Consider the following 22980-nt stretch of genomic DNA (forward strand, 5'->3'; position numbering starts at 1 on the left):
CCGTGCTGATCTTCGGCCCGCGGCTTCCAGTCCACGCGGTATCACGCCGCAACTTGCTGAAAATGTTGCTCATGGCCAAGTGCCTGACGCCTGCCATTTAACGGTGCAATCACAACATCACCGTTCAGCCATTCCGAGGGATCGCTGAATCTGCTGCCCGATTGACGACAACTCTTACAAGTCGCGTAGCCGTGTCACGGATCGAAACCCTAACACCACCTTCTTCGAATTGGTTACTTTTGCTCCGAGACACGCAACGCGCCTCGGAGACTGTATTTTAAGGCCCTACAGCTTTCGTAGGACCAACTTTGGTCGACGTTGCACGTCCTTGGAAAGAACGATGCCCGCCACACCAACCAACGCCTCCGGCAATCAGCTACAGCCGCTGGTGCCACCGCAGGTGTTGCACTTCATGCAGGTCCCGTTGCGGACCAGCGTGTAGTTCTGGCATTCGCCGCAGGGATCCCCCTCGTAGCCTTGCATCTTTGCCTTGTCGCGCAGGGTCAGGCTGCCGCTGGTCGTCATCGTACCGGACGCGATAGCCGTCGTGGTCGATTGGCTGACAGCGACGGTGCCCGTCACGCTTTGCGCCACATCCGCCCCAACCGTCAGGCCAGACATGCCGCCCTGTAGGACGACCAGATCCTGCGGCATCCGCTTGCGCAGATACCCGGTAGAGCTGATCTGCCGCAGCACTTCCAGCGAACGGCTGGCAGCGGCCTCTGACGGGGTGGCGACGTTGGTGACGCCCTCTTCCACGCCGCGTCCGATGTCGTCAAAGGCTGCGCCTTCGGGCTTCACATGCGCCAGATCGGTGCGATCCAAATAGCTGACCGCCAGTTCGCGGAAGATGTAGTCCAGAATGGACGTCGCGTTCTTAATGCTGTCGTTGCCCTGCACGCCGCCAGCAGGCTCGAACTTGGTAAACGTAAAGGCGTCGACGAACTCTTCCAGCGGGACGCCGTATTGCAGGCCGACCGAAACCGCGATGGCAAAGTTGTTCATCATGGCGCGGAAACCTGCGCCCTCTTTATGCATATCGATAAAGATTTCGCCTAGCTTGCCGTCCTGATATTCCCCCGTGCGCAGATAAACCTTGTGACCGCCGACAATGGCCTTTTGCGTGTAGCCCTTGCGCCGTTCTGGCAGTTTATCGCGCTGAGACTTTGCGATTTCCTTAATGATGATCTTTTCCACGATCTTTTCGGCCAGCACGGCGGCCTTTTCGTGGTTCGATCCGGTGGTCAGGATCTCTGCCGCCTCGTCGTCATCCTCGACCAAAGCCGAAGCCAATGGCTGCGACAGCTTCGATCCATCGCGGTACAGCGCGTTGGCCTTGATCCCCAGCGACCAAGACAGTTCGTATGCTTTCTGGCAGTCCTCGATCGTGGCGTCGTTAGGCATGTTGATCGTCTTGGAAATCGCGCCCGAGATGAAGGACTGCGCCGCCGCCATCATGTAGATGTGGCTGTCAACCGACAGATAACGCTTGCCAATTTTACCGCAGGGGTTGGCACAATCAAAGACGTTGTAGTGCTCTGCCTTCAGGAACGGCGCGCCTTCTAGCGTCATGGTGCCGCAAACATGGGCGTTGGCCGCGTCGATGTCGGCCTTGGAATAGCCAAGGTGGCGCAGCAGATCGAAAGACGGATCGTTCAGCTTTTCAGCTGGAATCCCCAGCGTCTTGGCGCAGAAATCCTCGCCCAGCGTCCACTGGTTGAACACAAAGCGGATGTCGAAAGCAGCCTTCAGCGCGCCTTCGATCTTGTCCAATTCTGCCTGACCAAAGCCGTGCCCGATCAAGGATGTATGGTTGATCGCAGGCGCCTGCCCCATGCTGCCATGACCCACGGCATAGGCGATGATTTCTTCAATCTGGGCAGAGCCATAGCCCAGTTTCGTCAGCGCCGCGGGCACCGACTGGTTGATGATCTTGAAATAGCCGCCGCCTGCGAGCTTCTTAAACTTCACCAGCGCAAAGTCCGGCTCGATCCCTGTCGTATCGCAGTCCATCACCAGACCGATGGTGCCCGTCGGCGCAATGACGGACACCTGCGCGTTGCGGTATCCGTGTTGTTCACCAAGGCGCAGCGCCTCGTCCCAGGCACCAGTCGCCATAGCGACTAGCCGCTGATCGGGGCAGCCTGCTTGGTCCAGCGGCACGGGTTTAATGTCCAGCGCCTCAAAGCCGTCAGACTTGCCCTGCGCGGCGGTACGGTGGTTGCGGATGACGCGCAGCATGTGGTCGGCGTTGCGCTTGTACCCTGGGAAGGCACCCAGTTCGCCCGCCATCTCGGCCGAGGTCGCATAGGCAACGCCCGACAGGATCGCCGTCAGCGCAGCCCCCATGGCGCGGCCTTCGCGGCTGTCATAGCCAAAGCCCATGTTCATCAGCAGACCGCCGATATTGGCATAGCCCAGACCCAGCGTGCGGAAATCATAGGACCGCTGGGCGATTTCCTTGGACGGGAACTGCGCCATCATCACGCTGATTTCCAGCGTCACGGTCCATAAACGGCAAGCGTGGATGTAATCCTCGGCCTGAAACTGGCCGTCCGTGTAGAAGGTCAGCAGGTTCAATGACGCCAGATTGCAGGCGGTATCGTCCAAGAACATGTATTCAGAGCACGGGTTCGATCCCCGAATGGCACCATCCTCTGGGCAGGTATGCCAAGCGTTAACCGTGTCGTGATACTGGATGCCCGGATCGGCGCAGGCCCATGCGGCATGGCCAACTTGTTCCCACAAATCGCGGGCCTTAATGATCTTGGCGACCTCGCCGTTGCGGCGGTTGATCAACTTCCAGTCACCGTCAGCCTCGACAGCCTTCAGGAAGGCGTCCGTCACCCGGATAGAGTTGTTGGAGTTCTGGCCAGAGACGCTGGAATAGGCTTCCGAATCCCAGTCGGTGTCATAGGTCGGGAATTCGATGCTGGTGTGGCCCTGCTTGGCGTAGTCCAGCACGCGCTTGATGTAAGTCTCTGGGATCGCAGAGCGTTTTGCCTCTTTGATAGCGGTCGCAAGCGTGGCGTTCGCCTTGGGATCATAGGCGTCATCGGCGCTGCCGTCCCATGCCTTGATCGCGGCAAAGATGGCGTTCAGGTAACGCGCGTGCATCTTTGAACCGGCAACAATCGAGGCAACTTTTTGCTCTTCGATGACTTTCCAGTTGATGAACTGTTCGATGTCAGGGTGGTCGGCGTCGACGATGACCATCTTGGCCGCGCGGCGCGTGGTGCCGCCAGATTTGATCGCACCCGCAGCGCGGTCGCCAATCTTAAGAAACCCCATCAGGCCAGAGGATTTACCGCCACCCGACAGGCTCTCGCCCTCGCCGCGCAGGCTGGAAAAGTTGGTGCCAGTGCCAGAGCCATACTTGAACAAGCGCGCCTCGCGGACCCACAGGTCCATAATGCCACCTTCGTTAACCAGATCGTCACCAACGGACTGGATAAAGCAGGCATGCGGCTGCGGGTGTTCATAGCTGCTGGCGGATTTCGTCAGCTTTTGCGTTTGATAATCGACGTAATAATGTCCCTGCGCCGGGCCATCGATACCGTAGGCCCAGTGCAGGCCGGTGTTGAACCACTGCGGGCTGTTTGGCGCAGCGCGCTGGGTGGCCAGCATATGGCGCATTTCGTCGAAATAGGCCTGCGCGTCGGCTTCTTTGGTGAAATAGCCGCCCTTCCAGCCCCAATAGGTCCAAGCGCCCGCCAGACGGTCAAACACCTGCTTGGCGCTCGTCTCTCCGCCGAATGTCGCACCTTCCGCAGGCTCCGACCGCCATAGGAAAGACGGCACGCCTTTTTCCTTAACCCGCACGACTGCAGACGGCACGCCCGCTTTGCGAAAGTATTTCTGCGCGATCACATCAGATGCGACCTGGCTCCATTCTGCGGGAATCTCGCAGTTTTCCAGTTTGAAGACGACCGTGCCATCGGGATTGCGAATCTCTGATGTGGCGCTGCGAAATGCGATGTCTGCATAGGCGTCAGCACCCTTGCGCGTGAACGTGCGATCAATCTTCATGTCTGTCCCTTCCGGTCGCCGTCTATGCGGCGCTGAATGTCCCTGCCGCCCCGCCACGCGGGGACTGCTCTGATTGCCGATGAAGGCCGGGCATGCCCGGGCGCGTTAAAATACCGCGCAACCCGATCTATGCTTCTATGTTCAATCCTTCACGCGCCACCACATATAGTGGCTATAGGCCCGGCTCGCACAACCTGACGTATCCGGACCAAGAGGGTCAACGGCTTTATTCACAAAAGATTTGTATTTTTATGTTGACCATTCAGGCCGAAAGCCTTGCCACATATCGTAGACGGATCTGTCCACAGACCCATCCACAGGCGTACCTGGAAAAAGCGTTGAAGTAGCGCAGGGTTACCGGACGAAGCTGTGCAAATGGGCGCCGGTCGATATGACGCCAGCGCGAATCGCAGCCTGTGGCGCGTAGGTCACGCAGCGGCACCCTGCCGCAGACCGGCCCATTCATCCGCCGCTTAAAACATAAGCGACGCAAAATGCGGCCCCCCGAGGGGTGTTTTATAGATCAAACAATGTGGTGAAAGTGGTCGGGGCGATAGGATTCGAACCTACGACCCTCTGTTCCCAAAACAGATGCGCTACCAGGCTGCGCTACGCCCCGAACCTGCGCCCCTCATAGTATCAGCGCGCGGCATTGAAAAGCACTAAATTACGATCTGCAGGGTAAAGCTGCATTTGGACCGATAGAGGGGTGCTGCAAGACCGCGCCGGGCGCGATTCCAAGGCGCGCCGCAAGGCCGCCGTTGATTTCGAGCACATATTGGATGTCATCACCGCCTAGAATCGGCGTCTCGTCCAGCGGAATGGCCTTCGCGTGCACGGTCTGCACTGTACCATCCGCGCTGGCAAAAATCATATCAAGGGGAATCAGTGTATTGCGCATCCAAAAGCTGGCGGTCTGGGGTGCCTCATAGACAAACAGCATCCCCGTCATCGTCGGCATCTGTTCGACATGCATCAGCCCCTGCCCGCGTTCAGCCGGATCATCCGCGACATCGACGGCGAATCGCGCCTGTCCGAAATCACCGCGCACGGTCACCGTATCCGGCGCGCATTGCGCACTTGCCGCGCCTGCGACAAGGCCGACCGCCAGCACTGTCGCCAGCTGATAGGTTAAAGTTTTAGTCCTGCGTCCCACGTTAACACCTCGATTGCCATGCGCCCGCGTTTGCCGGGCATAACCCGCATCGCGATCGCTTCTCCGGTCGCAAGGTCGGACAGACCGCTGCGCCGCAACACTTCGACATGTACGAATATATCGTCGTCGCTGCCAAACACGTTTGCGAAACCAAAGCCCTTGGCCTTGTCGAACCACTTAATGCGGGCAGGCTCTAGCGGGCAGCGGGCGATATCTTCGGCAGTCACGGCCTCCATATCGGCCAGCGGCACAAGCGAGGCGTGATCAGGCGGCGTGATCGACAGGATGCGGTCGGCCTGACAGCCGCGCGGCGTGGTCACGACAATCATTTCGATCGCCGCGCCTTCGACAACAGACCCTTGGCCAAAGTTGCGCAGGACATTCGCGTGCAACAGCACGTCGTCCCCGCCGCCGTCGCGCAATACGAACCCGAAGCCCTTACCAGGATCGAACCACTTTACCTTGCCGGTCACCGTGATCGCTGTGTCTTCGCTTTCCATGCCGTCATACTCTTTTTTATTCCTCGGTCAGACCAGAGGGATTTCCTGCGCGCCGCCCGGCCGCGATTAAGGCGACAGTCGCGTGACAGTCCAATCGCCGGGTATGCCGCGCGCGGGCCGGGTCCAGCGGAACCGATCATGCAGGCGGTTCGCGCCATCGGCCCAGAACTCGATTTCCTGCGGAATAATCCGAATCCCGCCCCAAAAGGCCGGGCGCTGCGGATCTTCACCATGAACGCTACGCATATGGTCCAGCTTGTCCATTAAAACTTGCCGGCTTTGCAGTGGATTTGACTGCGCCGATGCCCACGCCCCCAACCGGCTGTCCACGGGACGCGCAGCATAATAGGCGTCAGCCAATGCGCCATCTTCACGTTCTACCCGGCCGCGCACACGGATTTGCCGCCGCAAAGATTTCCAGTGCATGACAAAGGCCGCGTTGCCGCTGCCGGCCATCTCGCGGCCCTTGGCGCTGTCGTAATTGGTGAAGAACACAAAGCCGTTGTCTTCGATCTGGCGCATCAGCACGACGCGCACATTCGGCATCCCTGCTGCATCAACCGTGGCCAGTGCCACCGCATCAGGGTCATTCACCTCGGCCTCTCGCGCCTCGGCCAACCACGTCCGCGCAAGGGCGAAGGGATCGTCTGCTGCAAAAATACCTGTTCTATCAGTCATGTGAGGTGCCTCTCCAATACCTGTTCTAGGTTAAGAGCCGCCCGCTCACAAGTCCGTGTCCGCGCAGCGGCGCTTGATGCGGGTGCCAGCATCGCCTAAACCCCATATCAACATATCGCAAGCCGGGGGCACACCATCATGACGTCGCAACTAATGGCAGGAAAGCGCGGCCTGATAATGGGCCTTGCCAATGACAAGTCCATCGCATGGGGCATCGCAAAGTCGCTGTCCGACGCTGGCGCTGAACTTGCCTTTTCTTATCAAGGCGATGCGCTGAAAAAGCGGGTCGATCCGCTGGCCGCCTCTGTCGGCTCCAGCCTAGTGTTGCCCTGCGACGTGGGCGACGAGGCGTCGATTGACGCGCTATTCGAAAGCCTCAAGGCCGAATGGGGCACGATGGACTTCATCGTCCACGCCATCGGCTTTTCCGACAAGAACGAGCTGCGCGGCCGCTACGTCGACACCTCGCGCCAGAACTTCCTGACCTCGATGGATATCTCGGTCTATTCTTTCACCGCCGTTGTGAAACGCGCCGCTGAAATGATGACCGACGGCGGCTCTGCCCTCACGCTGACGTACTACGGCGCGGAAAAGGTCATGCCGCATTACAACGTCATGGGCGTGGCCAAGGCCGCTTTGGAAGCCTCTGTGCGCTACATGGCAGAGGATCTTGGCAAGGACGGCATTCGCGTCAACGCGATTTCAGCTGGCACGATCAAGACGCTGGCCGCGTCCGGTATCGGCGACTTCCGCCTGATCATGAAATGGAACGAATACAACGCGCCCCTGCGCCGCACCGTAACCCAAGAAGAGGTCGGCAAATCAGCGCTTTACCTGCTGTCTGACCTTGGCTCTGCGGTCACAGGCGAAGTGCTGCACGTCGACGCCGGCTACCACGTTGTCGGCATGAAGGCGGTCGACGCCCCGGACGTGACCAAGGAATGACCCTCGCCGCCTTTGCGTCGATCGTCCTGATCCATCTGGCCGCCGCCATCTCACCGGGCCCCTCTTTTGTGGTGGCCCTGCGTGTGGCTGCGGCCGAAGGTTTCCGGGTCGCCGCCGCATTGGCGCTTGGCTTCGGCCTTGGCGCGGTGCTCTGGGCCGGGGCGGCGATGGCCGGGCTCGCGCTGGTGTTCTCTGTGCTGCCTGCGCTCTTTCTTGCGCTTAAATTCGTCGGCGCGGCCTTCTTGATCTATCTGGCGGTGCAAATGTGGCGTCACGCGGCAACGCCAATGCCTGCGCCGCAAACAGATACGCCGCCCCGCTCGGCCTTTGCCGCTGTGCGCTTTGGCTTTGTGACCTTCGCTAGCAACCCCAAGCCTGCGATCTTTTTTGGCGCGGTCTTCGTGAACCTTGTCCCCGCCGCCACACCGCTCGGCTGGAAAGCCGCGATCCTGCTCGCGGTCCTTCTGAACGAAACGCTGTGGTACCTGATCGTTGCCCGCGTGTTCTCTCTGCCGCGCCCCCGTGCCGCCTATGCCCGCGCTAAGGCGTGGATCGACCGGGGCTTCGGCACCCTCCTCGCCCTTCTGGGCCTCAAAATCGCACTTACGTAAATGAAAGGCCCTGCCATGCCCCCCATCGACGCCACCATCACCAATGCCCCGATCAAAGACCCCAGCCGCCTGCCCCATGAAAAAGGCTTTCACATCAGCTGGGACCAGTTGCACCGCGACAGCCGCGCGCTGGCATGGCGCCTTGATGGCCACGGCCCCGATAACGGCGGGTGGCGCGCCGTCGTCGCCATTACGCGCGGCGGCATGGCGCCTGCAATGATCGTTGCCCGCGAACTCGACATCCGCACCGTGGATACGATCAGCATTAAATCCTACGACCACCAAGCCCAGTCCGAGGCGAAAGTCCTCAAGTCCCCCGATGCGGATATTATGGGCGACGGCACAGGCATCCTGATCGTCGACGATCTGGTCGATTCTGGCCGCACCCTTGAAGTCGTGCGCGGCCTCTACCCCAACGCCCACTTTGCCACGGTCTACGCCAAGCCAAAGGGCCGCCCGCAGGTCGATACTTTCATCACCGAAGTCAGCCAAGACACTTGGATCTTTTTCCCATGGGACATGGCGCTGCAATACGTCGAACCCTACCGCGGCAAGGACTAAAAATTGACGCACCGCCGGGCGTGGCTGATCGAATGGACGTTTCGTCTGTCACTGCTTGGGAAAGCTATGCTCGGCATAGCGCAGGTTATTGGCGGGCTGTTCCTTGCGATCATGCCCGCCGACGCCATCGCCCGCACCGCTGATGCCCTGACCCGCAGCGAACTGGCGCAAGACCCCACCGACCGCTTCGCCAAAGCGGTGATGCACTGGGCCCACGCCATCAACCCCGCGGCAGAGCATTTTTACATCATCTACCTGCTCGGCCACGGTATCATTCACTTCGTGGTGGTGATCGCCCTGCTGCTGAAATCCCGCATCGCCTACCCGTTCTCGGTAGCGACGCTCATGGCGTTTGTTGGCTTCCAGACATGGGACTGGCTGCACACCCACGATCCCGCCCTACTGCTGCTGACCGCGCTCGACATCTTCGTGATCACCATCGTGATCCTCGAACACCGCCTGACAAAAGGCGCGGCCGCCGCCAAGTCCTCGCTTTTCTAAAAATACTCCCGCCCCGGTGATTTGGCGCAGCCAAATGCACCTAAGAGGCATCCCGCCGCTGCGACCCGCCTCAGCGGTTGCCTTTGCCCGCGAACATCGCCGCATCCGCAGCCGCCTTGCGGATCGCGTTGGATTTATGGACGGTCTCTTGGTATTCCGCTTCCGGGTCGCTGTCATAAACAACGCCGCCGCCGGCCTGAATATACAGCTTCTCGTCCTTCACCACAGCGGTGCGCAGGGCGATGCACATGTCCATATCGCCATTGGCGGAAAAGTACCCGCAGCCGCCACCATAGACGCCGCGTTTTTCCGGCTCCAGCTCGTCGATGATCTCCATCGCGCGCACCTTTGGCGCGCCTGACACGGTGCCCGCAGGCATCCCGGCAAAGAACGCGGACAGCGCGTCTTGATCATCACGCAGTTCGCCCACCACGTTCGATACGATATGCATCACATGGGAATAGCGCTCGACGATGAACTGTTCGGTCGGGCGCACGGTGCCAACTTTCGACACCTTTCCGGTATCGTTGCGGCCCAGATCAAGCAGCATCAGATGCTCTGCCAGCTCTTTTTGGTCTGCCAGCAGATCAGCCTCTAGGGCGGTATCTTCCTCGGGCGTCGCACCCCTTGGCCGCGTGCCAGCGATCGGCCGGATCGTCACTTCACTGCCGAAGACCCGCACAAGGATCTCTGGCGAAGCACCAATGACCTGAAAGCCGCCAAAGTTGAAGAAGAACATAAACGGCGACGGGTTGGTGCGCCGCAGGCTGCGATACAGCGCAAAGGGCGGCTCTGGAAAATCCTGCGTCCAGCGCTGGCTGGGGACCACCTGAAAGATATCGCCAGCGCGGATATATTCCTTCGCCGTCTCAACCGCCGCCAGATAGCCGTCATGGCTGAAATTCGATACCGGCGCTGCAATGGGCGACGGGTCGGACAGCGTGTGGGTGGACGGTACCGTGCGCTCCAACGCGCGCTCTGCATCGCGCACCCGCTCTGCCGCTTGGGCATAGGCGGCGCGCGCACTTAGGCCCCCGCCAGCCCAAGCTGGTGCGACCAAGATCACGTCACCTTTGACGCCGTCCAGCACCGCCACGACGGAAGGGCGCAGCATCATCGCATCCGGCAGCCCCAGCGGGTCCGGATTCACGTTCGGCAGGCGTTCCACCAGACGGATCATGTCATAGCCCAGATAACCAAACAGGCCCGCGCTGGCCGCAGGCAGCCCCGCTGGCAGATCAATCCGGCTTTCCGCGATCAACCCGCGCAGGGCCGCCAGCGGGTCAGCCTCGTCCGCGACATAGGCTTCGGAATCGTAGCGTGCATTGCGGTTCGTCCGGCTGACGGTGCCGCGACATTCCCAGATAAGATCGGGGTTCATCCCGATGATCGAATACCGCCCGCGCACTTCCCCGCCCGTCACGCTTTCCAGCATGAAGGTGTTCAGCCCCGCATCCCCCAGCTTCAGCATCAAGGACACCGGCGTGTCCAGATCAGCGGCCAACCGCGTCCAGACCACCTGATTTTCGCCGTTATCAAAGCCGCGCGCGAAACTGTCGAAATCGGGCAAAAGCGCCATATCAGGGGTGGTCCTTGCTTGGGTCGGTCTTGGGGTTTTGGCTTACTGCATCTGCGCGTTGACGGCGTTCACGGCGGCCTGATCGATGCTCACATCGGTGCGCGCGCGCACGGCTTCGGCGAAGGCGTCAAACACATCCTGCGCAATCCCGGCAGAGGCTTGGCTTGTGATATCCGCCGCCTGCGCTGTCAGACGCTCTGACGCCAGATCGGCTGGCTTGACCTCATTCAGGCGCACAATGATCGCGCCCGCTTCGGTCGGCAGCACGCGGGTTTCGCCCGGTGCCATCTCGAACACGGTGCGCATAAAGCCCTCTGGCGTGTCCGCAACAAAGCTGCCGCGCGTCAGGTTTGCACTGGGCGTGGGCGTCAGCGCCAGCGCGCTGAGATCGGTGTCAGAGGCGACGTCGTTTGCGATGGCCTGCGCCTGCTCTAACACAGCAGTCTTTTCGGCGGCAGCGCGCCATGCGTCCTCTAGCCGGGCGCGGACGTCGTCCAGCGGCTGCACCGCAGGCGGCGTCACCGAGTCCAGACGCAGGGCAAAGATACCGCCGTCGTCCAGGTCGACCAGCTCGGGGTATGCGCCCTCGGTCGCGGCCGTGGCCGCCGTGCGAAAGGCTTCATAGGCGGCGGGGCCTTCGGTGCTGCCAGCGGTGTAGTCGATGGTCTGCAGTTCAAGTTCGGTCCGCTCGGCAAGGTCTTCCAGCGTTGCGCCGCCTGCGATCAGATCGTTGATCGTCTCTGCGTCGGCCTGAATAACGCGGCGGGCTTGGTCGGTCGCCAGCTCGTCGCGCAGCTCTGGTGCGGCCTCTTCAAAGGTTGTCTCTTCTGCGGCCAGCACGGCGTTCACGCGGAACAGCGCCGGGCCAAGGTTAGTATCTTGCGGGCCGACCACATCGCCAGCGCTGGCGGCAAAGACAGCCTCGCCTGCAGTGCCCAAATCTTCGATGGCAACATCGCCAAGATCAACGTCGCTAAGCGACAGGCCGCGCTCTGTCACCAGAGCGTCAAAATCCAGTTCTTCTGCAGTCAAACGGGCCAAGGCGGCATCCGCCTCTTCGACCGTGCCGAAAACCAGACGCTCGACAAGGCGGCGCTCTGGCTGGCTAAAGGTGTCGATGCGCTGGCCATACAGGTCCTGCACCTGCGCGTCGTCGATGGTGACTTTGTCCGCCAGCATCGCAGGCGTCAGCATCGCATAGGTGATCTGGCGTGCTTCGGGCGCGGTGAACATGTCAGGGTTTTCGTCATAGAAGGCCTGCAAGTCTGTGTCCGTCGGGCCGGGCACTGGTGTCGTCAGAATTGCGGCGGTCACGGGCGCGGTTTCAATATCCCGCGTCTCGCCCAAAAAGGCGGTGACAGTTTCGGCATAAACCGGGGCGGCAGGGATGCCGCCGACGACAGCACCTTGCAGCAAGGTGCGCGACAGCTCATCGCGGATGCTGGTTTCATACGCGGCCTCTGACAGGCCAACGTTGCGCAGGGCGTTGCTATACACGGTGCGGTCAAAGCTGCCGGACAGCGACTGGAACGCTGGGTTAGACAGCACCTCGTCGCGCACGCGGGTATCGCCAACGGACACGCCAAGCTCGGCCGCCTCGTTATCCAGCGTGCGCTGCGTGACGACCTGCGCCAGCACCGAACGGTCAAGCCCGATGGCCTGGGCCTGTTGGAACGTCACGCGGGACCCGACCTGCGCATCTAGGCTGCGCAGCTGTTCGTTCAGCGCCGATTGATAGGACGCGACTGAGATTTCTTTGTCCCCGGCGGTGCCAATCCGGCTGATGCCGCTGGTGAAGCCACCAGTGCCAAAGCCCAAAAGGCCGCCCATGATCAGGATCATAATGATCCAAACAGCAATCGGTGTGCGCTTTTTCTCAGCCATGATCTGCGGGCCCCCTCGCGTGATACGTCACGTTAATCGTCGCGACTGCATAAGTTGCTGCCCGCCTACGTGCAAGGGCCGCGCGGCGTGTCAGGGGGTGTAAGCAGCCAGCCGGCCGAACAATTCCGCGACACCGGCGCGGTCGATATTGGCAAAGGCGATGCGCAGCTCGCGCGGGCCAGCCGGATCGGAGGCCGGGCGGAACATCGTGCCGGGCAGGCATAAGATACCCGCGCCCGCCACCAGCCGCTGCGCCAGATCGTCCGAGGCGATGTCAAAGGGATGCTGTAGATAGGCGAAATAGGCCCCGCAGCCCAAAATTTTCCATCCCTTTTCAGCCAGTTGCGGGAAATGGTCGATGATCGCAGCGCGGCGGTCAAGGATCTCGTCCCGCTCTCCTGCCAGCCACTGATCTAGGTTCCGCATTCCCCAAAGCGCAGCGCGCTGACCCAGCTGGTTGGGGCAGATCGCGACCGTATCCAGAAACTTTTCCACCTCTGCCAGACGCGCCTGCGACGCCGTGATCGCGCCAACGCGGTGGCCTGTCAGGCGGTAGGCTTTGGAAAAGCTGTAAAGCTGGATCAGCGTGTCGTCCCAATCGGGGTCGGTGAACAGATCGTGCACGACACCGCTGCGTGCATCGAAATCGCGATAGGTCTCGTCCACGATCAGCGCGATGCCCCTGCTGCGGCACAGATCGCGGAACGCAGACAGCGTCGCTGCGGGATATTCCACGCCGCCGGGGTTATTGGGGCTTACCAAGACGATCGCGCGGGTGCGCTCGGTGATCAGCGCTTCAGCATCCGCAGCGCTTGGGATCAGCCCCGCGCCCGCCTGCAGCGGCACGGTCACAGCGCCCGCCATATCCAGCCACATCGCGTGGTTGAAATAATAAGGCACCGGCAGGATCACCTCGTCCCCTTCAGCGCATAGCGTTGAAATCGCGGCGGCAAAGGCTTGGTTGCAGCCAGAGGTGATCGCCACCTGCGCAGGCGTCACCGTGCCTGCATAATCGCGCGACCACCGCGCCGCGACCTCTGCCCGCAAGTCTGGCAAACCCAGCACCGGGCCATACAGATGCGCGGACGGATCGGTCAGCACGATCTGCGCCATCGCCTCTAGCATCGGTTGCGGCGGCGCATCAACGGGCGCTGCCTGCGAGACGTTAATCAAAGGCCGATCTGCCGGATGCGTGACACCGTCCAGCCAGCGCCGCGCCTCCATCACCGGGGGGGAAAACGTCATCTCGGTCCGGGGCAGCTTGCGCATAGTGGTCATCCTATTGTGCCAAGAGCGTGGTGGACAGCGGTGCCAGCGCCACCTGCCCTGCCCGGTTCGCCGTGCCCCACAAGATCAGCGCCGAAATCGTCTCTGGCCGGATCCGGCCGAGCAGCACGACACCCGGCTGTTGCCGCGCCCGGAACGCCGCTTGATCGATAAAGCGGCGAATGACCCGCGCGTCCTGCCCGTTACCGTCCAGATCACGATAAATCGTGGCGGCGCGCACGTCCGCAGCCGCTGCCGCGCGCAAAGTCGAATTCAGCCCGCCGTCCGGCATCAGCAGACCGCGTCCGTCATCTGACAGCGCATCCATGATCCGTCCGGTGATATCGCTTTGGGACGGGATCGGGTGATCTTCGGTCGCGACCAGCACCACTGCGCGGGGCAGCGCATCAAATGTACCCTCTAGCGCAATCGCGGCGTCATTGCTGGTGCCGCCGTCGGGCAAGGACACCAACGCGCCGATTTCGATCCCCGCCGCGGCATAGGCTTCCATGCGTTCGGACGCGCCCACCGCCGAAGGGTCCAGCAACACGGTGACCGGAAACGGCACATCCGCCAAGGCGCGCGCGCCGTCGGACATGATGCCGTCGTCGATCAACACCACCGACATCAGCGGAAGGTCAGCCGCGTTATCGAAAAACGCGCCGTAGCGGATCAAGGCAGGCATCGCATCCGTGACCTCTGGCTCTGGCGCGGGATCGACCACCTCAGGCTCTGCCTGATCTAAGCCGGGGCGACGGATGACGACGTTGCCGGTGCCGCCGGGCAATCCGGTAGAGGGCGTGTCGATAATCGTCACGACCGCAGGCAGGTCGGCCTTTGGCGCAGGCTGCGCTGCGGGCGGCGTGTCGATCACAAGCGGCGCGGCTTCAGCGCTTTGCGCCTCTGGTGCAGCCTCGATCTGCGCAGGCATATCCTCTGGCGCGATTTCAGGCGCGGCCTCGGCTTCGGCGGTGTCAGCAACCTCAGGCATCTCAGCCTGTGGCGCTTCCGGCAGCTCGGCAACAGCCTCTGGCGCAGGTTCTTCTTCGACGATGATCAAAGGCGCGTCAGCGTCCGGCGTCACCACGATCACCGGCGTATCGGCGGTGGCATCGACGATAATATCAGCCTCGGCGTCGGGCAGTTGCGGCGGCATGCTTTGCGGGTTGGGAAACACGGGCTCATCGCCGCTTGGCTCTGTCGCCAAAGCCGCCACGGGCACATCAGGGGCCACGGGCGCAGCAGGCGCATCAGCGGCCAAGGGCGCGGCCAGTGCATCATTTTCAGCGCCGGGCGCATCATCGGGCGCGGCATCCGGCGCGGTCAAGGCATCCACGGGCGCAGGCGCTGTGGGCGCATCCACCCCGGCGACCTGCGGCAGGGCATCCGTATTTGCAGGCGCCATCTGCGGCGCGTCGTCCAGCACGACCAAGGGTGCCTGCGGCGGCGTCACGCCAGCGGGCTGCGGCGCCATGACCGACACAACGGCCGCACCGGCCCCGCCGATGACTACACCCCAGAAGGCGCCTTTCAGAAATGCCATAAGTATACTGCCCTTGCCTGTCTTGTCTGCCCGTTTGGTGGCCGTACCCCTGCCGGATTCGGCCAGCGGCCTTGACGCCTGCCTGCGTCCTGCCCCATATCGAGGGCAACTATACCGTGACCCGTCCGGGCTTCGGTAGCCCCTAATTCACCCAAGACCGGCACCCGCATGATCCTGCTTATCGATAACTACGACAGTTTCACCTATAATCTGGTCCATTATCTGGGCGATCTGGGCGCGGATGTGGTCGTGCACCGCAATGACGCGATCGACGTGCAGGCCGCAATGGCGCTGAAACCCTCTGCCATCGTGCTGTCCCCCGGCCCCAAAGCACCTGCGCAGGCTGGCATCTGCCTGGCCCTGACGCACGCTGCTGCCGAAACCCGCACCCCGCTGCTGGGCGTCTGCCTTGGCCACCAAACGATTGGAGAGGCCTTTGGCGGCAATATCGTGCGCTGCCATGAAATTGTGCACGGCAAGATGGGCGAGATGCATCACACCAACCAAGGCGTGTTTCGCGGCCTGCCCAATCCGTTTCTGGCCACCCGCTATCACAGCCTTGTCGTGGACCGCGCCACCCTGCCTGCAGACCTTGAAGTCACGGCAGAGCTAACCGACGGGACCATCATGGGCCTGCAGCACCGCACGCTGCCGATCCAAGGCGTGCAATTTCACCCCGAAAGCATCCGGTCCGAACACGGCCACCAGTTGTTGCAAAACTTCCTTGATATCGCGGCGGTCCCGGCATGAGCGACGCACTCAAGCCGCTGATCAACGCCGCCGCCGACGGCCCGCTAACCCGCGCACAGGCCGAGGCAGCCTTTGCCATCCTGTTCGCCGGTGACGCGACCCCCGCCCAAATCGGCGGCTTTCTGATGGCCCTGCGCACCCGCGGCGAAACGGTGGACGAATACGCCGCCGCCGCCGCCGTGATGCGGGCCAAATGCGTGCCCGTGCGTGCGCCTGCGGATGCGATGGATATCGTCGGCACCGGGGGCGACGGCAAGCATACGCTGAATATCTCGACCGCGACCGCCTATGTCGTCGCTGGCGCGGGACAGCCCGTCGCCAAGCACGGCAACCGCAACCTTTCGTCCAAATCCGGCACCGCCGATGTGCAAACCGCCATGGGCGTCAATGTCATGGTCGGCGCAGATGTGGTTGAGCGCTGCATGAACGAGGCCGGGATCGGTTTCATGATGGCCCCGATGTTCCACCCCGCCATGGCCCACGTCGGCCCGGTGCGCGCAGAACTTGGTGCAAGAACGATCTTTAACATTTTGGGACCACTGACAAATCCTGCGGGCGTCAAACGCCAACTAACCGGCACCTATCGCCGCGACCTGATCCGCCCCATGGCAGAGGTGCTGCTCAACCTCGGCTCTGACGCGGCATGGCTGGTCCACGGATCGGACGGCACGGACGAGCTGGCAATTTCTGGCATCAGCTGGGTGGCCGCGCTGAAAGACGGCGCCATCACCGAACGCGAAGTCCATCCAGAGGATGCAGGCCTGCCCGTCCACGACTTCGCCGCCATCGTCGGCGGCACGCCAGAGGATAACGCAGCTGCCTTCCGCGCCTTGCTGGAGGGCGAGGCGAGCGCCTACCGCGACGCGACCTTGCTCAACGCCGCCGCAGCCCTGCACGTCGCAGGCAAGGCCGCAACGCTGAAAGACGGCGCAGCCATGGCGGCTGAAAGCATCGACAGCGGCAACGCCAAGGCCGCCGTGGACGCCGTCGCGCGTATCACATCGGCCAAGTGACAGGCTTCGATCTGTCCCGCCTTGGCGCTTGGGCCGACCTGCCGTTCTGGCAGAATGAGGGCGCGCAGATCGCCGCCGCGATCGACGTTGATCCCCGGCCTATCCTGCCGCCCCCCAGCGCGATGTTCGCCGCATTGGAACGCACCCAGCCAGACGCCACAAAGGTCGTGATCCTAGGCCAAGACCCCTATCACACGCCGGGCAAGGCGGATGGCTTGGCTTTTTCAATCCCGCAGGATTTCGGCGGAAGGCTAGATAGTCTTGGAAACATTTTCAAAGAGTTACAGAGCGATCTTCATGTATCACGCGAACAAACGGACCTGTCCGATTGGGCAGATCAAGGTGTGCTTTTGCTGAACACTGCGCTGAGCGTGCCGCAGGGCAAGGCTGGCGGTCATGCCCGCCTTGGCTGGGACCGCCTCACGCGGCAGGTCATCGCCCGCCTTGGCGACCGCCCTCGCGCCTATCTGCTGTGGGGCGCACATGCCCACGGATTTGCGCCAGATCGCCCTGCTGACCTTGTGATCCAAACCGCACACCCGTCGCCACTGTCCGCCCGCCGCGGCTTTTTCGGCGCGCGGCCATTTTCAACCGTCAACGCGTGGCTTACACAGCGGGGACAAGCACCAATCGACTGGGCAGGCACCAAATGACCGATACCATCCTCGACAAGATCAAAGCCTATAAACTAGAGGAGATCGCCGCCGCCAAGGAGGCGATCCCGCAAGAGGCGATCGAGGCGCAGGCCCGGGACGCCAGCCCCGTGCGCGGCTTTACCAAAGCACTGCAAGCCGCCGCTCGCGATGGCTACGGCCTGATCGCAGAGGTGAAAAAGGCCAGCCCGTCAAAGGGTTTGATCCGCGCCGACTTTGATCCCGCCGCGATTGCCGCCGCCTACGAGGACGGCGGCGCAGCCTGCCTGTCAGTGCTGACCGACGCGCCGTCCTTTCAAGGGGCACCCGAATACCTGATCGCGGCCCGCGAGGCGTGCGAACTGCCCGTGCTGCGCAAAGATTTCATGTATGACCCCTACCAAGTCGCACAGGCCCGCGCCTGGGGCGCGGACGCGATCCTGATCATCATGGCCAGCGTGTCCGACGCGCAGGCGAAAGAGCTGGAAGAGGCCGCCGCCGCTTGGAATATGGACGTTCTGGTCGAAGTCCACGACCGCGAAGAGCTTGACCGCGCCGCCCAACTCGACGCCGTCCTGCTGGGCATCAACAACCGCGATCTGCGCAGCTTTGAAACCAGCCTTGATGTCACGCGCAGCCTGTCCAAGCATGTCCCTGTCGGCAAAACCATCGTGTCGGAAAGCGGCCTGACCGGCCCTGACGATCTGGGCGACTTGGCCCGCTATGGCGCGCGCTGTTTCCTGATCGGCGAAAGCCTGATGCGGCAAGACGATGTTGCGGCCGCGACAAAGGCCTTGCTGTCCAGCCCCGTCAATCCCGGTGGCTTTTAAGATGGCCGCCGATAACACCCTGTCCCACTTTGACGACCAAGGCCGCGCACATATGGTCGACGTGTCGGACAAGCCCGTCACGTCCCGCATCGCCGTGGCCGAGGGGCATATCACCATGACGGCGGACACGCTGGCGCTGGTCATGGAAGGCCGCGCCGCCAAGGGCGACGTGTTGGGCACCGCCCGTCTGGCGGGCATCATGGGCGCGAAACGCTGCGCCGATCTGATCCCGCTATGCCACCCGCTGCCGATTACCAAGGTATCGCTCGACCTGACCTGTGATCCAGACCTGCCCGGTGTGCGCATCAGCGCAACGGTTAAGACCACCGGCCAAACCGGGGTCGAGATGGAGGCCCTGACAGCCGTGTCGGTTGCCGCGCTGACTGTGCACGACATGGTGAAAGCCGTGCAAAAGGATATGGTTATCGGCGGCATCCGCGTCACATTAAAAGACGGCGGCAAGTCCGGCCGCTTTACCGCCGCATGATCAGCGTCGCGCAGGCGCTGGACGCGCTTTTCGCCCTCGTCTCGCCTTTGGACGTCGAAGACGTCCCGCTGCGCGAAGCCCATGGCCGTGTGCTGGCCCGCAGCGTGGCTGCGCAGCGCAGCCAGCCGCCCTTTGCCGCCTCTGCCATGGATGGCTACGCCGTGGCAGCCGCGCAGGCCGCGCCGGGCGCGCGTTTTACCGTTATCGGCGAATCCGCTGCTGGGCACCGCTTCGATGGCACTGTGGCCGCAGGCCAAGCCGTGCGTATCTTCACCGGCGCACCCCTGCCGGCCGGCACTGACCGCGTTATTATTCAAGAGGATGTGGACCGCAGCGGTGATGTGATCACGCTGAAGGACAACCTTGATACAAACCCCTACGTGCGCCCCGCTGGCAACGATTTCGCCGCAGGCAGCACATTGGATGCGCCGCGTCTGATTGGCCCCAATGACATCGCCCTGATGGCGTCCATGAACATCGCCGCCGTCCCCGTGACGCGCAAACCTGTGGTCGCGATCATCGCCACGGGCGACGAGCTGGTGCAGCCCGGAGAGGCCCCCGGCCCCGATCAAATCATCGCCTCGAACAGCTATGGTCTTGCGGCCTTGCTGGCCCAACATGGCGCAATCACACGGATGCTGCCGATCGCCAAGGATACGCACGAAAGCCTTGCGCTGGCGTTTGAATTGGCACGCGGGGCGGACCTGATCGTCACCATCGGCGGCGCATCCGTGGGCGATCACGATCTGGTTGGCGCTGCGGCCAGCGCGCAGGGCATGGACCGGGCGTTTTACAAGGTCGCAATGCGCCCAGGCAAGCCGCTGATGGCGGGACGCATCGGCGATGCGGCCATGATCGGACTACCCGGAAATCCTGTGTCTGCAATGGTTTGCGGGCATATCTTCATCCTGCCAGTCCTGCGCGTCATGCTCGGCCTTCCCGCCGGGCCCGCGCCGCGCACCAAGGCCGAGCTGACGCAGCCGCTGACCGACAACGGGCCGCGCGAACACTACATGCGCGCCCGTGTTGATTCAGGTCAGGTCACGGTGTTCGAACGGCAAGATTCCGCGCTGCTGTCCGTGCTATCACAGGCCAACGCGCTGGCTGTGCGCGCGCCCGGCGACGGACCCCGCCTGCCCGGTGACCGGATCGAGATTATCGCGATCTAAGACTTGACACAAAAGGGGAACATGTGCAGAACATAAGGTGAAGCGCATTTCCGCGCCCCCTGATTGTTAGGCCCGACATGCTGACCAAGAAACAGCTCGACCTTCTGAATTTCATCCATACCCGTGTGCAACGCGACGGCGTCCCGCCCAGCTTTGACGAGATGAAGGAAGCGCTGGATCTGAAATCCAAATCGGGCATCCACCGCCTGATTACAGCCCTTGAGGAACGCGGCTTTATCCGCCGCCTTGCCCACCGGGCGCGTGCCTTGGAAATCGTCAAACTGCCCGATGCTATGGCGGAAAAACATGCACGCGGCGGCTTTAGCCCCAAGGTGATCGACGGCGACCGCCCCGACAGCCTGCCCGCCGCAGCCCAGCCTGTGATCACCATCGCAGCGGTGGAATTGAACGTCATGGGCCGTATTGCCGCTGGTGTGCCAATTGCCGCTATTTCAGAAGTGTCCCACTCCGTTGCCGTACCGCAGTCGATGCTGGGCCGGGGCGAACACTATGCCCTAGAAGTGCGCGGCGATTCGATGATCGAGGCCGGGATCAATGACGGCGACGTTGTTGTGATCCGTGAAACCACGACTGCGAATAACGGCGATATCGTTGTGGCACTGGTCGAAGACCAAGAAGCGACGCTTAAGACGTTCCGGCGTAATGGCTCCTCCATCTCTCTTGAGGCTGCGAACCCAGCTTACGAGACGCGGATTTACCGCGACGATCAGGTCAAGGTGCAAGGCCGCTTGGTCGGGCTGATCCGCACCTACTAGGTCTGCGCGGCTATTCCAGCGGTGCGATGATCATAGGCGCGGTTTCGACCCAAGGTCTGCGCCCTGTGATCTGACTTGCGGTCGTGACGATCAGGCGGCCTGCATCGTCCAAGTCCAGTGCGATGGCCCCCGTCTTGCGCAAAGCCGCGACATCCAGCACCAGACAGGGGCGCAGTCCAGCGTCTGTCTGATTGCTGATCAGGATATCAGCGCCGCCGCATCCCTGCATTTGCGCCAGCGCGGTCTTGCCCCGCACCAGCGTTATATTGTGCTGACCCATCTGTACTGTTGCGCCGCGTGGCGCCGGGATCAGACCGGGGCGATTGGCTGCGACGTCTTGCGGGACTGGGCCTCCGTCATTCTCGAGCCAGATACCCGCGACGAACCCGTCGCCGGTGGCCGTGGACAAGGCGCGCCCGTCTGGCCCCATCGCCCCGACCAACCCGCCACTGTCCGCAATCAGCACCGCAGGCCTTGGGGTCTGGATCCACAGGACCAAAGCCGCCGCAATACCAATCGTCCCGGCCAGCCGGGCCCGCCCCTGCCACAGGATCAGCCACAGCAGGCCCAGCGTCAGGCAAGGCAGCACCCATGGTCCCGGCGATTTCACATGGCTCAGCGCGCCGTCCCACCCCGCCACCGTGTTCGCGACCAACAAGATCCAGCGCAGGCCAAGCCCCATCAGCCACAGGCCCGCCCCCGCCAGACCAAAGGGGGCAAGGCAGGCCGCAAGCACGGCGGCGGGCATGACCAGAATGCCCATCAGCGGCACGCTGACCAGATTAGCGATCAACCCATAGTGCGAAATCTGGTTGAAATGCGCGGCCGCAAAGGGGGCCGTCGCCGCACCCGCAACGGCAGAAGATATGATGACCGAGGCCACTGGCTTGAACCAGCGCGGCCCCAAGTGGATACCTCGCAAAAGGCGGAACACGACGACCAGCGCCGTGGTGGCAGCAAAGGACATCTGGAACCCCGGCCCGGTCAGCGCCTCTGGATGCAAAACCAGCACCAGCGTCGCGGCCAAGGCCACGCCCCGCAAGGTCAGCGCGCGGCGGTCCAAAAGCACGGCAACCAACATGACCGCGACCATGATATAGGCCCGTTCGGTCGCAACATTCCCGCCCGAGAGCAGCAGATACCCTGCCCCCGCGATCAAGGCGCAGACGGCTGCGATCTTTTTCACCGGTAGCCGCAGCGCAAGTGCAGGCCAAAGTGACAAGCCGCTGCGGATCACCATAAAGATAAACCCGGTCAGCAGCCCCATATGTAGGCCAGAGATCGCCAGCAAATGTGCCAGATTGGACGCGCGCAGCGCCGACAGGCTGCCTTGCCCCATACCTGATCGATCGCCAGTCACGACAGCGGCAGCAAAGGCACCGACCTCTCCCGGGAGATGGGCCTGCACAGCGCGCGAAATTGCCATCCGCGTTGTGAATACCCGCAGGGGCCAGCCGCCGGCGGGGTCTGTCAGGCGCAAAACCGGAGTGCGGGTATAGCCAACGGCGCCCAGCCCTTCGAACCACGCAAAACGGCGGAAATCAAAGCCGCCGGGTTCTGCCGGGCCTGCGGGGGGCGACAGATGGGCGGTCAGGATCAAGACATCTCCTGGCCGCCAGTTTTGCAATGGCTGGTCCCCATGAAGCGACACGCGGACCCGACCGGGCGTGCGGGCGGGGTCCATGCGGTCCAGTCGCACCCGGTCAAGCGTCAGCCGCACCGCGTCAGAGCTGGAGCGGTCAATATTGACGACGCGCCCTTCCACGGGGCCGTAGTAGCGAAAGCCCAGCACAGGGGCCGTCATGCGCAGGGTTTCCAGTTTGGCCAATCCCGCCCCCGCGCAGATCAGCGCAAGGCCAAGGCACACGGGCCGCAGGGCCACCGCAACGACACGTGCCGCGATCACCAGCGCAAGCCCCAGCGCCGCAACCGACCACCAGATCACCGGTCCCGGTTCAAAGCGCAGGGCGAAATATGTCCCGATGCCGATACTCAGGCAGACCGGCAACCAGCCAATCAGCCCGCCCCGCTGCGCCAGCAAGGCATCGCGCAGCATCGCTTGCACTTGTT

The 22980-nt window shown here is 62.5% G+C and carries 20 protein-coding genes and 1 tRNA gene; 11 read left to right on the forward strand and 10 right to left on the reverse strand.

The window, feature by feature from the left end; translation table 11 throughout:
- Window positions 1-372 precede the first annotated feature (372 nt).
- From BM131_RS00105 to pdxH, 5 genes are all read right to left on the reverse strand, one after another.
- Complete coding sequence (locus BM131_RS00105) at window positions 373-4029, reverse strand: vitamin B12-dependent ribonucleotide reductase (RefSeq protein ID WP_090183878.1); 3657 nt, start codon at window positions 4027-4029, stop codon at window positions 373-375.
- 542 nt (window positions 4030-4571) lie between these two features.
- A tRNA-Pro gene (locus BM131_RS00110) sits at window positions 4572-4648 on the reverse strand.
- A gap of 48 nt (window positions 4649-4696) precedes the next feature.
- Window positions 4697-5185, reverse strand: a complete 489-nt coding sequence (locus tag BM131_RS00115) for a DUF192 domain-containing protein (protein WP_245754088.1) — start codon at window positions 5183-5185, stop codon at window positions 4697-4699.
- Window positions 5161-5685: a cold-shock protein gene (locus BM131_RS00120; RefSeq protein ID WP_090183881.1), complete on the reverse strand. Its 525-nt coding sequence runs from the start codon at window positions 5683-5685 to the stop codon at window positions 5161-5163. Before BM131_RS00120 ends, BM131_RS00115 begins: the two co-directional genes overlap by 25 nt.
- 66 nt (window positions 5686-5751) lie before the next feature.
- Entirely contained in the window at window positions 5752-6363 is a 612-nt protein-coding gene (gene pdxH, locus BM131_RS00125; RefSeq protein WP_090183882.1) for a pyridoxamine 5'-phosphate oxidase, read from the reverse strand.
- Window positions 6364-6501: 138 nt separating this feature from the next.
- Here pdxH and fabI point away from each other — a divergent pair, with 138 nt between their 5' ends.
- From fabI to BM131_RS00145, 4 genes are read left to right on the forward strand one after another with little or no spacing between them, the layout of a single operon-like run.
- Entirely contained in the window at window positions 6502-7308 is an 807-nt protein-coding gene (gene fabI, locus BM131_RS00130; RefSeq protein WP_090183885.1) for an enoyl-ACP reductase FabI, read from the forward strand.
- Window positions 7305-7919, forward strand: a complete 615-nt coding sequence (locus BM131_RS00135) for a LysE family translocator (RefSeq protein WP_090183887.1) — start codon at window positions 7305-7307, stop codon at window positions 7917-7919. The genes fabI and BM131_RS00135 overlap by 4 nt, the downstream gene beginning before the upstream one ends.
- Before the next feature lie 15 nt (window positions 7920-7934).
- Window positions 7935-8480: a xanthine phosphoribosyltransferase gene (gene gpt, locus BM131_RS00140; protein WP_090183890.1), complete on the forward strand. Its 546-nt coding sequence runs from the start codon at window positions 7935-7937 to the stop codon at window positions 8478-8480.
- Window positions 8481-8483: 3 nt separating this feature from the next.
- A complete protein-coding gene (locus tag BM131_RS00145) occupies window positions 8484-8981 on the forward strand; it encodes a DUF2127 domain-containing protein (protein ID WP_090183893.1) in 498 nt (165 codons plus the stop codon).
- 70 nt (window positions 8982-9051) lie between these two features.
- Here BM131_RS00145 and trpE read toward each other — a convergent pair whose 3' ends face one another.
- The 4 genes from trpE to BM131_RS00165 form a co-directional block, all read right to left on the reverse strand.
- A complete protein-coding gene (gene trpE / locus BM131_RS00150) occupies window positions 9052-10560 on the reverse strand; it encodes an anthranilate synthase component I (RefSeq protein WP_090183896.1) in 1509 nt (502 codons plus the stop codon).
- 42 nt (window positions 10561-10602) lie between these two features.
- Window positions 10603-12444 carry a peptidyl-prolyl cis-trans isomerase gene (locus tag BM131_RS00155; protein WP_090183899.1) on the reverse strand — a complete coding sequence of 614 codons (1842 nt, stop codon included), beginning with the start codon at window positions 12442-12444 and terminating at the stop codon, window positions 10603-10605.
- 90 nt (window positions 12445-12534) lie between these two features.
- A complete protein-coding gene (locus tag BM131_RS00160; protein WP_090183902.1) occupies window positions 12535-13713 on the reverse strand; it encodes an aminotransferase in 1179 nt (392 codons plus the stop codon).
- A gap of 10 nt (window positions 13714-13723) precedes the next feature.
- On the reverse strand, window positions 13724-15253 hold the full coding sequence (locus tag BM131_RS00165; protein WP_090183904.1) for a divergent polysaccharide deacetylase family protein: 1530 nt from the start codon (window positions 15251-15253) through the stop codon (window positions 13724-13726).
- Between the two features lie 168 nt (window positions 15254-15421).
- Here BM131_RS00165 and BM131_RS00170 point away from each other — a divergent pair, with 168 nt between their 5' ends.
- The 7 genes from BM131_RS00170 to lexA all read left to right on the forward strand — a co-directional run bounded on the left by BM131_RS00170 (window position 15422) and on the right by lexA (window position 20910).
- A complete protein-coding gene (locus tag BM131_RS00170; protein ID WP_090183907.1) occupies window positions 15422-16003 on the forward strand; it encodes an anthranilate synthase component II in 582 nt (193 codons plus the stop codon).
- Window positions 16000-17016, forward strand: a complete 1017-nt coding sequence (gene trpD, locus BM131_RS00175) for an anthranilate phosphoribosyltransferase (protein ID WP_090183909.1) — start codon at window positions 16000-16002, stop codon at window positions 17014-17016. The genes BM131_RS00170 and trpD overlap by 4 nt, the downstream gene beginning before the upstream one ends.
- Window positions 17013-17669, forward strand: a complete 657-nt coding sequence (locus BM131_RS00180; RefSeq protein ID WP_090183914.1) for a uracil-DNA glycosylase — start codon at window positions 17013-17015, stop codon at window positions 17667-17669. Before trpD ends, BM131_RS00180 begins: the two co-directional genes overlap by 4 nt.
- Window positions 17666-18478, forward strand: a complete 813-nt coding sequence (gene trpC, locus BM131_RS00185) for an indole-3-glycerol phosphate synthase TrpC (RefSeq protein WP_090183917.1) — start codon at window positions 17666-17668, stop codon at window positions 18476-18478. Before BM131_RS00180 ends, trpC begins: the two co-directional genes overlap by 4 nt.
- A 1-nt stretch (window position 18479) precedes the next feature.
- On the forward strand, window positions 18480-18965 hold the full coding sequence (gene moaC, locus BM131_RS00190; RefSeq protein WP_090184559.1) for a cyclic pyranopterin monophosphate synthase MoaC: 486 nt from the start codon (window positions 18480-18482) through the stop codon (window positions 18963-18965).
- Window positions 18962-20134, forward strand: coding sequence for a molybdopterin molybdotransferase MoeA (locus tag BM131_RS00195; RefSeq protein WP_090183920.1), 1173 nt, complete (start codon window positions 18962-18964; stop codon window positions 20132-20134). Before moaC ends, BM131_RS00195 begins: the two co-directional genes overlap by 4 nt.
- A gap of 77 nt (window positions 20135-20211) precedes the next feature.
- A complete protein-coding gene (lexA, locus tag BM131_RS00200; protein ID WP_090183923.1) occupies window positions 20212-20910 on the forward strand; it encodes a transcriptional repressor LexA in 699 nt (232 codons plus the stop codon).
- A gap of 10 nt (window positions 20911-20920) precedes the next feature.
- Here lexA and BM131_RS00205 read toward each other — a convergent pair whose 3' ends face one another.
- Window positions 20921-22966 (reverse strand): ComEC/Rec2 family competence protein, encoded by a 2046-nt coding sequence (locus BM131_RS00205; RefSeq protein WP_090183925.1) that lies wholly within the window; start codon window positions 22964-22966, stop codon window positions 20921-20923.
- Window positions 22967-22980 lie beyond the last annotated feature (14 nt).

The sequence above is a fragment of the Loktanella salsilacus genome (assembly GCF_900114485.1).
Taxonomy (GTDB): domain Bacteria; phylum Pseudomonadota; class Alphaproteobacteria; order Rhodobacterales; family Rhodobacteraceae; genus Loktanella; species Loktanella salsilacus.

Coding starts and splice junctions, on each gene's coding strand:
- moaC (WP_090184559.1), top strand. CDS start 18,480: ATGGCCGCCGATAACACCCTGTCCCACTTTGACGACCAAGGCCGCGCA.
- pdxH (WP_090183882.1), bottom strand. CDS start 6,363: ATGACTGATAGAACAGGTATTTTTGCAGCAGACGATCCCTTCGCCCTT.
- BM131_RS00170 (WP_090183907.1), top strand. CDS start 15,422: ATGATCCTGCTTATCGATAACTACGACAGTTTCACCTATAATCTGGTC.
- trpE (WP_090183896.1), bottom strand. CDS start 10,560: ATGGCGCTTTTGCCCGATTTCGACAGTTTCGCGCGCGGCTTTGATAAC.
- trpD (WP_090183909.1), top strand. CDS start 16,000: ATGAGCGACGCACTCAAGCCGCTGATCAACGCCGCCGCCGACGGCCCG.
- BM131_RS00195 (WP_090183920.1), top strand. CDS start 18,962: ATGATCAGCGTCGCGCAGGCGCTGGACGCGCTTTTCGCCCTCGTCTCG.
- BM131_RS00165 (WP_090183904.1), bottom strand. CDS start 15,253: ATGGCATTTCTGAAAGGCGCCTTCTGGGGTGTAGTCATCGGCGGGGCC.
- lexA (WP_090183923.1), top strand. CDS start 20,212: ATGCTGACCAAGAAACAGCTCGACCTTCTGAATTTCATCCATACCCGT.
- BM131_RS00205 (WP_090183925.1), bottom strand. CDS start 22,966: ATGCTGCGCGATGCCTTGCTGGCGCAGCGGGGCGGGCTGATTGGCTGG.
- BM131_RS00120 (WP_090183881.1), bottom strand. CDS start 5,685: ATGGAAAGCGAAGACACAGCGATCACGGTGACCGGCAAGGTAAAGTGG.
- BM131_RS00105 (WP_090183878.1), bottom strand. CDS start 4,029: ATGAAGATTGATCGCACGTTCACGCGCAAGGGTGCTGACGCCTATGCA.
- BM131_RS00135 (WP_090183887.1), top strand. CDS start 7,305: ATGACCCTCGCCGCCTTTGCGTCGATCGTCCTGATCCATCTGGCCGCC.
- trpC (WP_090183917.1), top strand. CDS start 17,666: ATGACCGATACCATCCTCGACAAGATCAAAGCCTATAAACTAGAGGAG.
- BM131_RS00155 (WP_090183899.1), bottom strand. CDS start 12,444: ATGGCTGAGAAAAAGCGCACACCGATTGCTGTTTGGATCATTATGATC.
- BM131_RS00160 (WP_090183902.1), bottom strand. CDS start 13,713: ATGCGCAAGCTGCCCCGGACCGAGATGACGTTTTCCCCCCCGGTGATG.
- gpt (WP_090183890.1), top strand. CDS start 7,935: ATGCCCCCCATCGACGCCACCATCACCAATGCCCCGATCAAAGACCCC.
- fabI (WP_090183885.1), top strand. CDS start 6,502: ATGACGTCGCAACTAATGGCAGGAAAGCGCGGCCTGATAATGGGCCTT.